Annotated in this window: 17 protein-coding genes; 7 read left to right on the top strand and 10 right to left on the bottom strand. The window is 70.4% G+C overall.

The genetic code is table 11. From position 1 onward, the window contains the following. Nucleotides 1–13 precede the first annotated feature (13 nt). Complete coding sequence (locus tag NNI01S_RS11025) at nt 14–580, bottom strand: hypothetical protein (RefSeq protein WP_063019952.1); 567 nt, start codon at nt 578–580, stop codon at nt 14–16. A 201-nt stretch (nt 581–781) separates the two neighbouring features. Between NNI01S_RS11025 and NNI01S_RS11020 the strand changes: the two genes are divergently transcribed. Further along, a complete protein-coding gene (locus NNI01S_RS11020; RefSeq protein WP_063019951.1) occupies nt 782–1,324 on the top strand; it encodes a YaeQ family protein in 543 nt (180 codons plus the stop codon). Between the two features lie 92 nt (nt 1,325–1,416). Here the strand turns inward: NNI01S_RS11020 and NNI01S_RS11015 are convergent, their stop codons facing one another. From NNI01S_RS11015 to NNI01S_RS10975, 9 genes are all read right to left on the bottom strand, one after another. Then, nucleotides 1,417–1,887, bottom strand: a complete 471-nt coding sequence (locus NNI01S_RS11015) for a hypothetical protein (protein ID WP_157114701.1) — start codon at nt 1,885–1,887, stop codon at nt 1,417–1,419. 170 nt (nt 1,888–2,057) lie between these two features. Next, entirely contained in the window at nt 2,058–3,779 is a 1,722-nt protein-coding gene (locus NNI01S_RS11010) for an urease subunit alpha (protein ID WP_063020103.1), read from the bottom strand. Continuing rightward, on the bottom strand, nt 3,776–4,132 hold the full coding sequence (locus NNI01S_RS11005) for an urease subunit beta (protein ID WP_063019949.1): 357 nt from the start codon (nt 4,130–4,132) through the stop codon (nt 3,776–3,778). Before NNI01S_RS11005 ends, NNI01S_RS11010 begins: the two co-directional genes overlap by 4 nt. Before the next feature lie 50 nt (nt 4,133–4,182). Then, nucleotides 4,183–4,485, bottom strand: coding sequence for an urease subunit gamma (locus NNI01S_RS11000; RefSeq protein ID WP_063019948.1), 303 nt, complete (start codon nt 4,483–4,485; stop codon nt 4,183–4,185). Between the two features lie 76 nt (nt 4,486–4,561). After that, nucleotides 4,562–5,008, bottom strand: a complete 447-nt coding sequence (locus tag NNI01S_RS10995; RefSeq protein ID WP_084488707.1) for a PaaI family thioesterase — start codon at nt 5,006–5,008, stop codon at nt 4,562–4,564. Between the two features lie 147 nt (nt 5,009–5,155). Continuing rightward, on the bottom strand, nt 5,156–5,359 hold the full coding sequence (locus tag NNI01S_RS10990; RefSeq protein ID WP_063019947.1) for a hypothetical protein: 204 nt from the start codon (nt 5,357–5,359) through the stop codon (nt 5,156–5,158). A gap of 244 nt (nt 5,360–5,603) precedes the next feature. After that, nucleotides 5,604–6,368: a dienelactone hydrolase family protein gene (locus NNI01S_RS10985; RefSeq protein WP_245676064.1), complete on the bottom strand. Its 765-nt coding sequence runs from the start codon at nt 6,366–6,368 to the stop codon at nt 5,604–5,606. Between the two features lie 76 nt (nt 6,369–6,444). Next, complete coding sequence (locus NNI01S_RS10980) at nt 6,445–7,251, bottom strand: carbonic anhydrase (protein ID WP_245676063.1); 807 nt, start codon at nt 7,249–7,251, stop codon at nt 6,445–6,447. Between the two features lie 382 nt (nt 7,252–7,633). Then, nucleotides 7,634–8,341 (bottom strand): hypothetical protein, encoded by a 708-nt coding sequence (locus NNI01S_RS10975; RefSeq protein ID WP_063019946.1) that lies wholly within the window; start codon nt 8,339–8,341, stop codon nt 7,634–7,636. A gap of 131 nt (nt 8,342–8,472) precedes the next feature. Here NNI01S_RS10975 and NNI01S_RS10970 point away from each other — a divergent pair, with 131 nt between their 5' ends. From NNI01S_RS10970 to NNI01S_RS10945, 6 genes are all read left to right on the top strand, one after another. Next, a complete protein-coding gene (locus NNI01S_RS10970) occupies nt 8,473–9,519 on the top strand; it encodes a FecCD family ABC transporter permease (RefSeq protein ID WP_063019945.1) in 1,047 nt (348 codons plus the stop codon). After that, nucleotides 9,516–10,607, top strand: coding sequence for a FecCD family ABC transporter permease (locus NNI01S_RS10965; protein WP_063019944.1), 1,092 nt, complete (start codon nt 9,516–9,518; stop codon nt 10,605–10,607). The genes NNI01S_RS10970 and NNI01S_RS10965 overlap by 4 nt, the downstream gene beginning before the upstream one ends. Further along, nucleotides 10,604–11,503, top strand: coding sequence for an ABC transporter ATP-binding protein (locus NNI01S_RS10960; protein WP_063019943.1), 900 nt, complete (start codon nt 10,604–10,606; stop codon nt 11,501–11,503). The genes NNI01S_RS10965 and NNI01S_RS10960 overlap by 4 nt, the downstream gene beginning before the upstream one ends. Before the next feature lie 71 nt (nt 11,504–11,574). Beyond that, nucleotides 11,575–11,973, top strand: a complete 399-nt coding sequence (locus tag NNI01S_RS10955; protein WP_040866505.1) for a BlaI/MecI/CopY family transcriptional regulator — start codon at nt 11,575–11,577, stop codon at nt 11,971–11,973. Nucleotides 11,974–12,016: 43 nt separating this feature from the next. Then, nucleotides 12,017–12,955: a M56 family metallopeptidase gene (locus tag NNI01S_RS10950; RefSeq protein ID WP_063019942.1), complete on the top strand. Its 939-nt coding sequence runs from the start codon at nt 12,017–12,019 to the stop codon at nt 12,953–12,955. A 180-nt stretch (nt 12,956–13,135) separates the two neighbouring features. Next, nucleotides 13,136–14,731 (top strand): DEAD/DEAH box helicase, encoded by a 1,596-nt coding sequence (locus NNI01S_RS10945; RefSeq protein ID WP_063019941.1) that lies wholly within the window; start codon nt 13,136–13,138, stop codon nt 14,729–14,731. Nucleotides 14,732–14,734 lie beyond the last annotated feature (3 nt).

Here is a 14,734-nt window from a genome sequence, read left to right as displayed (position 1 = left end):
CCGACGGTGCGCCTTACTTCATCGAGCGCAGCAAACCGAGTTCCGGCTCGAGCGCGCCGTCCTGGCTTAGGGACCGGAAGTCGGCCTCGACGGCGGCTCGCTCCAGCACCCCGGCCCGCACCGCGTGGTAACGCACGACCGACCAGAGGAAGACATCGAGATCGTCGAAGCGAGTGCCGCCCTCGACGACTTCCTCCTCGTGGAACCAGATCGCGACCTGCCCGTTGGTGAGCACCAGATACAGGTTGCCGCCGCCGTCCGCGCCGATCGAGTACACGTCGTCGTCGGTCAGCTCGGTCTCGTAGTCGGAATCCACTATCCCGCAGTCGTTTCCGGCGAAATCGAAACCGTAGGACCAGGAGTGGATGTCCAGGAACTGCGGCATCCGCCCGGACCGCACCCGGCGATCGAAGGCCGCCAGCGCCGCCGCGGGCGCGGGCGCCAGCCGTTCGAGGAAGGGCGCCACGGGCCGGGTGTCCTCCGGCACGACCACCGGCGGCCGATCGGCAAACCACCGCGCCAGATCGGAGTCCAGGTCGCGCTCGACGTAGCCGGCGAGGTCGTCACGAGTCAGTGTCACCGTCGAATCCTAAACGCCACCAGAGGCATTCGCCGAGGGATAGGTTCTCGTCGCCGCCGCCTTTCCCGGAGACATCGCTCACGTGGCCCGTTGCTTCATCGCCACCGTGCCGGCTGATCACCAGGGGTCCGCGCCGAGCGGAGCCGTTGGAGACCAGCCCTCCCCCGTCCGCATTCCGACCGGCGTTAAGCTGCTACACCTATGGCACTCAGCGCGACCCTGCACAATTTCGCCGTCCACTCGGCCGACGTCGATCGCGGCGTCTACCAGGAGCTGGAGTTGCGGGTGGCGCGTCACCCGTCGGAATCGGCGGAGTTCATGCTGACGCGCGTGCTGGCCTACTGCCTCGAGTACGAGGAGGGCATCGCCTTCAGTGACGGCGGAGTCTCGTCCACCGACGAGCCCGCCGTCCTGGTCCGCGACCTCACCGGACGCCTCACCGCGTGGATCGAAGTCGGCGCGCCGGACGCGGAGCGGGTGCACCGCGGCAGCAAACTGGCCGAACGCGTCGCCGTCTACACCCATCGCGACCCCGCCAAGGTGCTCGCGCAACTAACCGGCAAACGTATCCATCGCGCCGAGGCGATACCGCTGTACAGCTTCGATCGCGGCTTCATCGATGCCGCCGTCGGCGCGGTCGAACGGCGCAACACCGTCACCCTGTCGGTCACCGAGCGCCTGCTGTATCTGGACCTCAACGGCACCGCGCTGAGCACTTCGGTCGACGAGCACCGGCTCACGTAGCGTTTCCGCGATCCGGGGTACACGGCCGTCGGTACACCCCGACGACAGGGATAGTCCCGTTGCACGCGGCTTGTTCATGGCGGCCGCTCGGCTCATCGCGTCCGGCGTTCGCACTCCTCGAATTCGGCTCCCGTTTCGAAGCAGTCGTAAAGACCGCTCTGCACGTCGCCGCTGGTGGGCGGCTCGCCGCAGAGAATTCCACAGCGCTCGTAGTTCGGGACGGCAGTGCCGTCGGGCCGGTGGCAGGCGTCGCTGTCACAGGTGTAGCCGCGCGTGTGGGGATCGCGCGGGATCGGGTTCCGGCTGTAGGACCAGACGAACGCGTCGGTGTTCTGTACCTGCGTGCAGTAGACGGTGCGGCCGTCGGCGAGGTGGCCGACCGCGCCGGGGTCCTGACAATAGTCGTTCAAGGTGACCGTGGAGCTGTTCTGGAGCCCCGACCCGCTGCCGGACGGCAGCGGCGCGGCCGAGGAGGTCGCGAACATCGCCGCTAGGAACGTCCCCCCGCCGACAACACCCAGCAGAACTCGACGCGCCACTCCCCGCTCGCCCGTTTCAGTCATGCTTCCCTCCCTTCCTCCAGCTCGGGCTGGCTACCGGACTATACAATTCTGTCCCCGATCGCCCGTACGAGTAGCAGGAACCGCGAGGCTCTCTCCGTCGCAGCCGGTTCACTCACGGATCGGGCGGGACCGCGAGAAGCGCAACCGTCGGCGAGGTGGGCGGTCGGCGCTCAGAACAGGAAATAGCGCTGGGCCATGGGCAGTTCGGTCGCGGGTTGTTCGCGCCAGACCTCGCCGTCGATGCGGACGGTGAAGGTGTCCGGCTCGACCTCGATGCGCGGCATGGCGTCGTTGTGCGGCAGGTCCGTCTTGGTCACGCCGCGGACGTTGCGCACCGGCACCAGTTTGCGCTGCACGCGTAAGCGGTCGGCGAGGCCGTCCTCGATCGCCTGCTCGGAGACGAAATGCAGCGAGGTGGCGGCGGCGGTCGCCGGGGCGGCGCCGAACATGGGGCGCGGCAGCACCGGCTGCGGCGTCGGAATGGAGGCGTTGGCGTCGCCCATCGCGGCCCAGGCGATCGCGCCGCCCTTGAGCACGGCGTGCGGGCGGACGCCGAAGAACGCGGGCTCCCACAGCACCAGATCGGCGAGCTTGCCCACCTCCACCGAACCGATCTCGTGATCCAGGCCGTGCGCGATGGCCGGGCAGATGGTGTATTTCGCGACATAGCGCCGGACGCGGGCATTATCGGCGGCGCCGTCGCCCGGCAGCGCGCCGCGGCGGCGCTTCATCACGTGCGCGGTCTGCCAGGTGCGCAGCACGACCTCGCCGATGCGGCCCATGGCCTGCGAGTCGCTGCCGATCATCGAGATGGCGCCGAGATCGTGCAGCAGGTCCTCGGCCGCGATGGTGGACGGTCGGATGCGGCTCTCGGCGAAAGCCAGGTCCTCGGGGATCGATGCGCTCAGGTGATGGCACACCATGAGCATGTCCAGATGCTCGGCGAGGGTGTTGACCGTGTGCGGACGAGTCGGGTTGGTGGAGCTGGGCAGCACGTTGGGATGGGCGGCGACGGTGATGATGTCGGGCGCGTGCCCGCCGCCCGCGCCCTCGGTGTGGTAGGCGTGGATGCCGCGCCCGGCGATCGCCGCGAGGGTGTCCTCGACGAAACCCGCCTCGTTCAGGGTGTCCGAGTGCAGTGCGACCTGCACCCCGGCCGCGTCGGCCACGGTGAGGCAGGCGTCGATCGCGGCCGGTGTGGAGCCCCAATCCTCGTGCAGCTTGAAACCCGACGCGCCGGCCCGCAATTGCTCCCACATGGCCTCGGCGCTCACCGTGTTGCCCTTGCCGAGCAGCACGATGTTCACCGGCCAGCCGTCGGTGGCCTCCAGCATCCGCGCCAGATGCCACGCGCCGGGCGTCACGGTGGTCGCCTTGCTGCCCTCGGCCGGACCGGTGCCCCCGCCGATGAGGGTGGTGATGCCGCCGCCGAGCGCCTCCTGCATCAGCTGCGGGCAGATGAAATGGACGTGGCAGTCGATCGCGCCCGCGGTGAGGATGCGGCCGTTGCCCGCGATGATCTCCGTGGACGGGCCGACGACGAGGTCGGGGTGCACCCCGGTCATGGTGTCGGGGTTGCCCGCCTTGCCGATCGCGCTGATCCGTCCATCGCGAATACCCAAGTCCGCCTTGACGATTCCCCAATGATCGATGATCACCACACCCGTGATCACGGTGTCGGGGGCACCTTCGGCGCGCGTCGCCCGGGATTGGCCCATCGATTCGCGCAGCACCTTGCCACCGCCGAACACGGCCTCGTCACCCGCGCGCCCCGGCCCCCCGCTGCGGTCCTCGGTGATCTCGATCAGCAGATCGGTGTCCGCCAGTCGGATGCGGTCGCCCGTCGTCGGCCCGAACAATTCGGCGTACCGCGCCCGGCTCAGTTCACTCATCGCGTCCTCCTGCCCCGCACCGGATCGGCCGGGCCCGCGCACTGGTCATCGAGACGGCCCGGTGGGGTGAGGCTGATCCCGTGGACCTCCCGGTCGCCACCGAGCGGCACGAGCCGCACGCGTTGCCCGAGACCGGGTTCGAAGCGCACCGCGGTCCCGGCCGGAATGTCGAGGCGGTGCCCGTGCGCGGCCGCCCGGTCGAATCGCAGCGCCGCGTTCGCTTGCGGGAAGTGCACATGGCTGCCGACCTGAACCGGCCGGTCACCGGTGTTGAGCACGTCCAGTTCCACGCGCGGCGCGCCGGAATTCAGCGCGATGACGCCCTCGGCGCAGAAGTACTCGCCCGGTATCACGCCGGACCTCGATCCGCCTGGGCGGCGTTCGGGTACCCCATACCGCCCGCCTAGCCGATCGGGTGGTGCACGGTGACGAGCTTGGTGCCGTCGGGAAAGGTCGCCTCGACCTGGACATCGGGAATCATCTCCGGCACGCCTTCCATCACGTCGTCGCGGGTGAGGACCGCCCGCCCCGAGGACATCAGCTCGGCGACGGTGCGGCCGTCCCGCGCGCCTTCGAGCACGTGGTCGGTGATCAGCGCGACCGCCTCGGGATGGTTCAGCTTGAGTCCGCGCGCCTGCCTGCGCCGAGCCAGCTCGGCGGCGTAGCTGAGCAGCAGGCGCTCCTGCTCATGCGGTGACAGTCGCATCCGGGCTCCTCACCGGTTCACAGTGGCGGGTGACGGACATTCTGGCACGCCCGTTCCGCCGTCGCCGGGCGAGCGGTCAGGAACGATGCGGCAGATTCTGCAGCCGCACCTGGCCGCGGGCCACGGTGCGGTCCTGCTCGTCGGTGATGACGACCTGCCACAGCTGTTGCAGCCTGCCCCGATGCAGCGGGGTCGCCTCGCCCGACAGCCTGCCCTCGCGTACCGCGCGCAGGAAGTCGGTGTTGTTGTTCACGCCGACCACCGTGCCCTGGTCGCCGAACCAGATGCCGCCGGCGATGCTGGCCAGCGTTTCGATGACGGTGCAGTACACACCGCCGTTCTGGATGCCCGCGGGCTGATAGAGGTGCGGTTCGACGACCCACTCGCCGCGCACGCGGTCGGGGCTCAGCTCGGTGTAGCGCAGGCCGATCAGGTCGGCGAAGGTGCCTTCGCTGTAGGCGTTCATCTGCTCGGGCGTGACGTCCGCCAGCGAGCCGACCTGCTGAGTCTCCTGCTGTGTCATGTATTCACTGTCGCACAGCCGGCGATACCCGCCGGCGCGGGCTCACCGGCCGGTGGACGGCTGGGCGGGCGACAGAGCGACCCGTAGGGACTTCCCACGCGCCGAAGCGGTCGACGGGAAGGAAACGCTGTCACGACCTGCGGGATGTCACCCGTTCTCGGTGACGGTGGTGTCGGGGTGACGACGACTGGTATCGGGCTTCACGAAGTGCCCGGTGATCGCCGAGCGGTCGCGCCGGTTGTCACCCTGATGCGGCTCGTCTTCGCCGAGGGTGGTCCTCGGGTTCTCCGCCGCGGTCCGCTCGCTCACGTATTCGCCGGTCTCGGCGGAACGGTAGCTCTCCTGTGCCATGGCATCCTCCTCGAACTGTCTGCTCCAGACGCTCGTTCCAGCATCTGTGTCCAGTCCTTCACCGGATAGCACGCACACGCCGCCGGAAAGGTCCTGGCGCCCATTGGATCCGGAGCAGCCGCGTCACCTCGTCCTCGACGACGCAGACGGCGACACATCCAGCCACGCCTCCGGGTGGGTTCCGGCGGAGTTCAGCGCCGATCCGGCACCCGGGTCGCCACGGCCCGGGCACGGCCGAGGCGAGCTACGTGCGCAGATTGCGGCCGAACAGGGCCGCCAGTTCGCGGTAGTGCCGCTCGGCGGCCTCGGCGTCATAGGCGGAAGTATCGGCCTGGGTGAAGCCGTGTTGCGCCCCGTCGTAGATCTCGGTGCGGTGGCGGACGCCTGCGGCATCGAGTGCCTTGTCGAATCGGGCGATGTGTTCCGGAGTCATGTGGTGGTCCTCGCCCGCGTGGGCGAAATACAGTTCGGCCGTGATGTTTCCGGCGGCCAGGTGGGGACTGTCCGGGGTATCGGTGACCAGCGGTCCGCCGTGGAAACCGGCGACCGCGGCGACCCGATCGGGAAACATGGCGGCGATCAGCACCGCCAGTCGCGCCCCCATGCAGTAGCCGGTGAGGCCGACCTTCCCCTCGGCGACCAGCGGCGACGCCGCCAGCCACGCGAGGTAAGCGGCGGCATCGGAACGCAGGAGCTCCGGTGTCAGCTCAACGATCATCGGGACGACCTGCTCGAAGATCTCCGGCCGCTGCGCCGGGTCGATGAAGTCCGGCAGCTCGATCACCGGGGCACGTCCGTGCCGGTAATAGGCGTTCGGCAACAAGACGGTGTAGCCGTGGGCCGCGATACGATCGGCCAGCGACCGCAGGCTGGGCCGCAGTCCGAAACCGTCCTGGATCACCAGCACTCCCGGATGGGCGGCGCCATCGTCGGGGTAGGCAACATAAGCGTCGGCGACACCATCGGCGGTCCGAACGTCGACCGACTCGCCCTGCACTGTCGTCATCATCGTCGAATTCTCCTGTCGCGTCGGCCCTTCAGAACATACCCCGCCCAGAATCGGCCGATTCGACCCGGCTTCGGCCTCACCCGCCGGCCAGCGTGACCGTCCGGCCGTTCAGCGGCTGGGTCGGCCGATTGCTGTGCGCGAACAACGCCCGGTACCGGTCGACGTCGGCCGCAGCCACCGCCACCGGACTGCCGAGCACCGTCCACGAGACACCCTCACTGCACGGCGGCGTGGTGAGTGAACCCTGATAACGGTACTGATCGGTGACGCTCGGCAGCATCGAGCGCAAGTCGATCGGGCCGGGCACGACCGTCTCGGCGTCCGCCGCCCGTGGCGCGACCGAGAGGATCGGCGCGAAGCCCGACGCCCCGGGTCCGGCCTGCAGGAGCACCCCGAGCACAGCCACCGCACCTTCCGCGCTCTTGTGCACGAAGTGCGCTTCCATCGTGGTACCTGCGCCGTCCACGGTGTGCTCGCTCGGCAGGTGGAAATGGAATTGCGCCAGCTCGAACGGCACGCCGTCGACCACGACGCGGTTTCCGTTGCCCGCGGGGAGATTCGCCTGCACGGTGTGCCCGTTGTTCCGCAGCGTCACCGCGGGCACCGAGTGGTAGTCGATGGTGGTGTGCTCGTGCGGCTCGAGCCGGGCGTGGCCGGGCAGATCGACGGGTGACTGCTGGTGGCCGCTTTTGCAGGTCAGGAAGTCCCGGTCCAGGTCGGCCCAATGGTCCGGGCCCTCGGCGTCGTAATCCCAGTGCGGCGCGGCGTGCGGGGACGGTTCACCCCGCTGCTCACCGGAGCCGCAGGCGGGCAGCACGAGTACCGCGACCGCGGCCAGCACCGCTGCGATCGAACGGGGACGGAACGGTGTGATGGTGGGCAAGCCGACAACCCCTCGAACTTCCGGAGAGCCATCGTGAAAGCCTGTGCGGGAGGGCGAGCGGGCGTCATCGACGACTCGGAGCAGGCGCGCGCCGATGCGCACCGATGATCGCGACACGAGACCGGGCCGAATCCGCGACGCGGCGGTGGCCCGCCGTGGCCGGCCGGACGACGAATCTCCCTGCTGTGCAGCGGGTTCAGCGTTCGTGCCGGCGTCAGACTAGATCCGTGACGAGGCGCAGCGCCAGAGCGGGCGACGTAGTTCACACCGAAACTGAGCGGCGGGCCCCACCGGAGTGGAGCCCGCCGCGGCACGGGATCGGGGGTCACCGCAGCCCTCGGGACTCTCGCGCGATCCGTACGCCGAGAAGTATAGGTCAGGCTTACCTAACTAAGCAAGATCCCGACCGTCGAACCGGGAGCCCGCGCTCGGCCATCGCCGCCAGCAACCCCTGCCCGCGCCGGGCACCGGCAACCGAATCGGTCCGCGCCAGGTCCGGCACGTAAGTCGAAGCGCCGGCGACGGATTCGCCGACGAGGGACCAGAACCGCCGGGCGCTCAAACCGGAGCAACGGGTGAGGTTCTGCTGGACGACGGTCAGCGCGGATTCGCAGCGATGCGCGAGCCAGACGTACATCGCCTCCGCGCACGGCAAGGCGACCACACCGCGCCCGCCCGCGAGCGGGTCACCTTCGACCACGCGAATCGTGGTGTCCGACAAGCCGGCCCAGTCGATCCCGCCGTCGTTGTCGGTGTGGATCCAGAGATTCTCCAATCCGGGATCCCAGGCTCGCCCTTCCGCGACGAGCAGCGCGACCACGCGTCCGGCGATCGCGTGGATCAGCGCGGTGGCAACGACTTCCGCCGCGATATCGGCACTGATCATCTCCGCGGCGTGCCGCCGGTACATGAGTTCGACGCGCCCCTCGCGCACACCGTCGTCCAGCCGCCACCAGCGCCGCTTACCCTGCTCCGCGATCGCGGCGACGGCGTAGACCCGAGGATGTTCCGGTTGCAGCGCGCGAAGCCGGGCGCAGGCGCGTCCGAACGCCGTCGGCGAGCGATGTGGCGTGGTGATCAGCTCGGTCATCGAACCTCCTCGGGGATCGGCTCCGTCGCGCGGCGCGGCGGACACTCGGCCATGCCCGTCCCTAGCGAAAGATAGGTTAGGCTTACCAGACCTAGCAACCGTATCGTTGATTTCAGGAGCAGCTCGTCGCCGTGACCTTCCTTCCCACCGTTCGGCGGCGACGTCTTTCCGGACTGTTCCTCTCGACCGCCCTGCTCCTGCTCGCCGCGCTCGCCGGTGTCGCGGTGGGCGCCCGATCCCTGGCGCCCGGGACCGTGTTCGACGCCGTGCACCATGCGCTCACCTGCCCCGGCGGCCCCTTCACCTGCGCCGCCGATTCCACAGAAGAGCAGATCGTGCGCGGCCTGCGGCTGCCACGCACCGCGTTGGCCCTGGTCTGCGGAGCGGCTCTGGGCATCGCCGGCGCGCTGATCCAGGGCTACACCCGCAATCCGCTCGCCGACGCCGGGTTGCTCGGGCTGAACGCGGGCGCGGCATTCCTCGCCGCCCTGAGCGTGTACCTGTTCGCCTTCAGCGCGCCGGAGCAATACATCTGGTTCGCGCTCGCCGGAGCGTTGATCGCCGGCGTGGTGGTGTTCGCCACCTCGTCTGTCGGCGGCGGTAAGGCCGGTCCGCTGAGCCTGGTGTTGGCGGGCGCGGCGATCACCGCGTTCCTGCAGGCGATGACGAACGCCGTCGTGCTGTTCGACGCCGCCGCGCTGGATACCTACCGATTCTGGGTGATCGGCACCGTCGCGGGCCGCGACGCCGCGGTGTTCTGGCAGGTGCTGCCGTTCCTGGTGGCGGGCATGCTCCTGGCGGTGCTGGCAGCGCCCGGACTGAATCTGATCGGCCTCGGCGACGACGTCGCGCGTGGGCTCGGCGTGCATGTCGGCCGCAACCGCGCGCTCGGGCTCGCGGCCGTCGTCCTGCTGGCAGGCGCGGCGACGGCGGCGGTCGGGCCGATCGCCTTCCTCGGCCTGGTCGTCCCGCACCTCGCGCGGACGGTCACCGGACCGGACCATCGCCGGCTGATCCCCTACTCCGGACTGCTGGGCGCGTTGCTGCTGCTGATCGCCGATGTGGCGGGCCGGGTGGTGGCACGGCCCGGCGAGCTGGAGGTCGGGGCGATGCTGGCCGTGCTCGGCGTGCCGTTCTTCCTCGCATTCGTGCGTCGGCGAAAGCTGGTGAATCCGTGACGATTTCGCTGCGAACGACGAGTGGGCGACCCGCGCTGCGCCTCGGGCCGGTGTCGACGGTGCTGCGACCGCGGATGGTGGTGATCGTCGCGCTCCTGATCGCGCTGGCGCTCGGACTGTTCTGCCTGGACATCGCGGTGGGCGAGTCTCATCTGCCGCTGGGGCGGGTGCTGGACGTGCTGACCGGCGGCGGCACCAAGGCGCAGCGGTTCATCGTGCTGGAATCCCGCCTGCCGCGCGCGCTCACCGCGCTCGTGGTCGGCCTCGCGCTCGGACTCTCCGGCGCCATCACCCAGTCCGTCCTGCACAACCCGCTGGCCGCGCCGGACATGCTCGGCATCACCTCGGGCGCGAGCCTGGGCGCGGTCGCCGTGCTGGTCGGCACGGGAGGTGCGGGCACCGGACTGGCCGCCTCGGTCGGCGCGCCGATGGCGGCGCTGGCGGGCGGCCTGCTCACCGCCGTCGCCATCTATGCGCTCGCGTGGGGACGCACTGCCACCGGCGCGTACGGCGCCACCGGTCTACGGCTGGTGCTGATCGGCGTGGGTGTGAACGCCTTGTTGACGGCGGGCATCACCTGGCTGCTCACCCGGGCCAGCCTGGCGGACGCCCAGCGCGTGCAGCTGTGGCTGACCGGATCGCTCAACGCGGCCGACGCCACGCACCTCATTCCCGCGGCGATCGCCGCGGGAGCCGCTGGCCTCGTCGCGCTCGCCTCCGCCCGCACCCTCGCCGCGCTACGCCTGGGCTCGGACACCACGCGCGCGCTCGGCGTGCGCATCCAGACCCAGCAGGCCATCCTGATCGCAGCGGCTGTGGTGTCCGCCTCGGTGGCCACCGCCGCCGTCGGACCGGTGGGCTTCGTCGCCCTCGCCGCGCCGCAGATCGCCCGGCGCGTTTTGCGCACGCCAGGCGAACCGCTCGTCGGCTCCGCGGTGGCCGGGGCCATCCTGGTGGTCGGCGCGGATGTCGCCTCCCGCACCGTGTTCCCGGTCGACCTGCCCCTCGGCGTCGTGACCGCGGCATTCGGCGGGCCGTTCCTGCTGTATCTGCTCGTGCGTATGAACCGGAAGGCGACGCTGTCATGACGATCGCAGACCTCACCACCCCCGATGCCGCGGACCGAGCGAACGCTCCGGGACACCGGCTCGACGCCGAGAGGGTCACCCTCGGCTACGGCGACCGGGTGATCGTCGACGGACTGAGCCTGTCCATCACGCCCGGGGTGGTGACGACCGTCATCGGACCGAACGGCTGCGGAAAGTCCACTCTGCTGCGTTCGCTCGGCCGGCTGCTGCGGCCGCGGGACGGCCGAGTCCTGTTGGACGGCAAGACCATATCGACGATGAAGACCAAGGACGTCGCCCGCATCATCGGCATGCTGCCGCAGTCGCCGGTGGCTCCGGAAGGGCTCACCGTCGCCGATCTGGTCGCGCGCGGACGCCATCCCCACCAGTCCTGGTTCCGGCAGTGGTCGGGCACCGACGAGACCGAGGTGACGACCGCGCTGGCGCAGACCGGGATCGCCGACCTCGCCGAGCGCCCGCTCGACGAGCTGTCCGGCGGGCAGCGGCAACGCGCCTGGATCTCGATGGCGCTGGCCCAGGGCACCGACATCCTGCTGCTCGACGAGCCGACCACCTACCTGGACCTGGCGCACTCCATCGAGGTGCTGGACCTGGTGGACCGGTTGCACGCCGATCTCGGGCGCACCGTCGTGATGGTGCTGCACGATCTCAATCTCGCGATCCGCTACAGCGACCAGTTGGTCGTCATGCGCGATGGGCGTGTCGTGGCCGTGGGCGCGCCGGGGGAAGTCGTATCGGTGGAGCTGCTGCGCGAGGTGTTCGACCTGGAGGCCACGGTGCTCGAGGACCCGGTGTCGGGCCGGCCGTTGATCGTGCCGATCGGCGCCCGGCACGTGCGCGGAAAGGTGGGTGGACCCGCTGCCGGAGAGCCCGGATTCGCGCCCTATGAGAAATGACACACCAGCTACTTCATGGTTACGACACCCTGTAGTACGCATCTTCGTCGTTGAGTACCTAAAATTGTGGGATGGCAGGTCTTGGTGAACTCGAGAAAGCGGTCATGGACCAGTTGTGGTCGGCCGACGAACCACAAACGGTCCGGCAGGTGCACGAGGCGCTCGCCGCACGCCGTGAGCTCGCGTACACCACGGTGATGACCGTGCTGCAACGCCTGGCGAAGAAGAACCTCGTGGTGCAGCGACGCGACGACCGCGCGCACCGTTACGCGCCCGTGCACACCCGCGACGAACTCGTCGCCAGTCTGATGGTCGACGCGCTGCAACAGGCCGACGCCGCGGGCAGCCGCGCCGCCGCGCTGGTGCACTTCGTGGAGCAAGTCGGCAAGGACGAGGCTGCCGCCCTGCGCGAAGCACTCGCTAAGCTCGAAGCTACCGAGGACGAGGACTCGGCGCCGCCGCCGCAGTAGACTCCTCGGGCGCCCTGGCCCCACAACGCAGTGAGCTGAGTCGATGAACGCAACCGCGCCGGTCTTCGCCGGACTCGCATTGCTTCTCGCGGGGCCTGCCCCGGCCTTGCTCAGCCGGGCGACCTGGACCTACCGGACGCCCCGCGCTGCGCTGGTGCTGTGGCAGGCCATCGCGCTCGCCGCCGTGCTCAGCGCGTTCGGCTCCGGGCTGGCCATCGCCGCCGAACTGCTCGTGCCCGGCCCCGACGGCCGCCCGACCACCGCGCCCACCAGGGAGATCGACGCGCTCGGCCTGCCGTTGTGGCTCGCCTACGTCTTCGTCTTCGCGCTCACACTGCTGGTCGGCGCCCGGTTGATCTACGCGATCATCCGGGTCGGCGTGCATACCCGCAGGCGGCGGGCGCGTCACCGCATGCTCGTCGACCTGCTGGACCAGAGCGGCCCGCACCGGCGCGCGGCCGATATCCGGGTGCTGGCCGCGACCGAGCCGATCGCCTACTGCCTGCCCGGTCTGCGCCAGCGCGTAGTGCTCAGCGAAGGCACCCTGACCAACCTCGCGGACGCGGAGGTCACGGCCATCGTCAGCCATGAACGTTCGCATCTGCGGGCCAGGCACGATCTGGTGCTGGAGGCGTTCACGGCGGTGCACGAGGCATTCCCGAGGGTGGTGCGCAGCAAGGCCGCGCTCGGCTCGGTCAAACTGCTCATCGAGTTGCTCGCGGACGACTCGGCGGTCAAGGTCACCGGGCCGAAACCCCTGGCTCGCGCTCTCGTCGCGTGTGCGAAATCCACCGCGCCGCAAGGTGCGCTCGCCGCGGGCGGCCCCACCACGCTCATCCGCATCCAGCGGCTCAGCGAGCGGATCGGCGACATCCGCATCGCCACGGCCGCCTATCTCGGGTCCGCGGCCATCCTGGTGGTGCCCACGCAGGCCGTGGCCGTGCCCTGGCTCGTGGAACTGAGCCGGCTGTTCCACGGCTGACTCCTCGGCACGTATCCTGGAGATTCGGTCCGCCTCCGGTCGGCCGCACCCTCTCGCTCCAACCGGCGCGCGTCATCGCCCGCGCCGCAGCGCGGTGAACCGCATCGTGCACCGCCCTCCACCCCACCGAACAGCGCGTTCCGCTGGAACGCGCCGTGCGACGAAAGGCACAACCACCTCGTGACCCCCTCGACCACCGTCGCCGCGGCGCCCACCGCGACCTTCGCGGATCTGGGCCTGCCCGCCGTGCTCGTACAGGCACTGCGACGCGACGGCATCGAGACGCCGTTCCCGATCCAGGCCGCCACGGCGCCGGACGTCCTGGCCGGTAAGGACGTGCTCGGCCGCGGGCCGACCGGTTCCGGGAAGACGCTCGCCTTCGGCCTCCCGATGCTCGCCCGCCTGACCGGCGCTCCGGCCAAGCCGGGCCGCCCGCGCGGCCTCGTGCTGGTGCCGACCCGCGAACTGGCCGCGCAGATCGAGCGGGCGCTCGACGAACCCGCGCTCGCGCTCGGCCTGCGGGTGGCCTCGGTGGTCGGCGGCGCACCGATCAAGCGCCAGGCCGACCGGCTCGCCCGCGGCGTCGACCTGCTCATCGCCACGCCGGGACGGCTCGCCGACCTCCTCGCGCAGGGGTCGGCCGATCTGTCCGATGTGCTGATCACCGCCCTGGACGAGGCCGACCACATGGCCGACATGGGCTTCCTGCCGCAGGTGACCAAGCTGCTGGACCGCACCCCCCGCGACGGACAGCGCCTGCTGTTCTCGGCCACGCTGGACGGCGACGTCGACAAGCTGGTCAAGCGCTATCTCCGCGCCCCCGTCACGCATTCCACCGCCCCGCCGTCGGCGTCGGTCACCACGATGTCGCATCACCTGCTGTACGTCGGTGACAAAGTGGCCAAACGGGCGGTCGCCACCGAGATCGCGGCCCGCGACGGGCTGACCATCATGTTCGTCCGCACCAAGCACGGCGCCGACCGGCTGGCCAAGCAGCTGCGCGGGGCGGGCATCGCCGCGGGCGCGCTGCACGGCGGCAAGGCGCAGAACAACCGCACCCGCACCCTCGCCGCGTTCGCCGACGGCTCGGTGCCGGTGCTGGTCACCACCGATGTCGCGGCGCGCGGCATCCACGTCGACGGGATCTCCCTGGTCGTGCACGTCGACCCGCCGCCGGAGCCGAAGGCCTATCTGCACCGGGCCGGGCGCACCGCCCGCGCGGGCGAGGACGGCGTGGTCGTCACGCTGGTGATGGACGAAGAACGCCGCGACGTCGAGGCCATGGCCCGCAAGGCGGGTGTCGAGGTCGACGGGGTCGCGGTCCGTCCCGGCGACCGCGCGCTGATCGAGATCACCGGCGCCCGCCGCCCGTCCGGTATCCCGGTCGCGGCGGCCGCGCCGGTGTCCACCCCGGCCGCGGCACCCGCGAAACAGGCACGGCGCAAGCCCGGCAAACGTGGGACGCCCACGGCCGCCGGTGACCGGAGCACGGCGGCCGAGCAGCCCGGGAGCCGGTCGGCCGCAGGCGGGGGCCGCAGGAGTGAATCGGTCGCCACGCCCGCACGCCGCCGCGGCGACGCGAAACCCGTCGTGAGCAAGGCCGGAGGCCGCGGCGCGGGTTCGGCCAAGGGCACGCCCACTCGCACCTCGGGCACGGGGAGCGGTTTCGCCGGCCGCGCCGCCACTTCCGCATCCGGCGACACGGCGGGCCGACCTCGGCGACGCGCCGTGCGAGCCCAGCAGTCTCCCACTCGAAGCAATCGAGCAGCAAACTAGTTG

Origin of the sequence: Nocardia niwae NBRC 108934 = DSM 45340 (assembly GCF_001613465.1) — a bacterium.
GTDB classification, from domain to species: Bacteria; Actinomycetota; Actinomycetes; order Mycobacteriales; family Mycobacteriaceae; genus Nocardia; species Nocardia niwae.
This window is presented reverse-complemented; position numbering and strand designations above follow the sequence as displayed.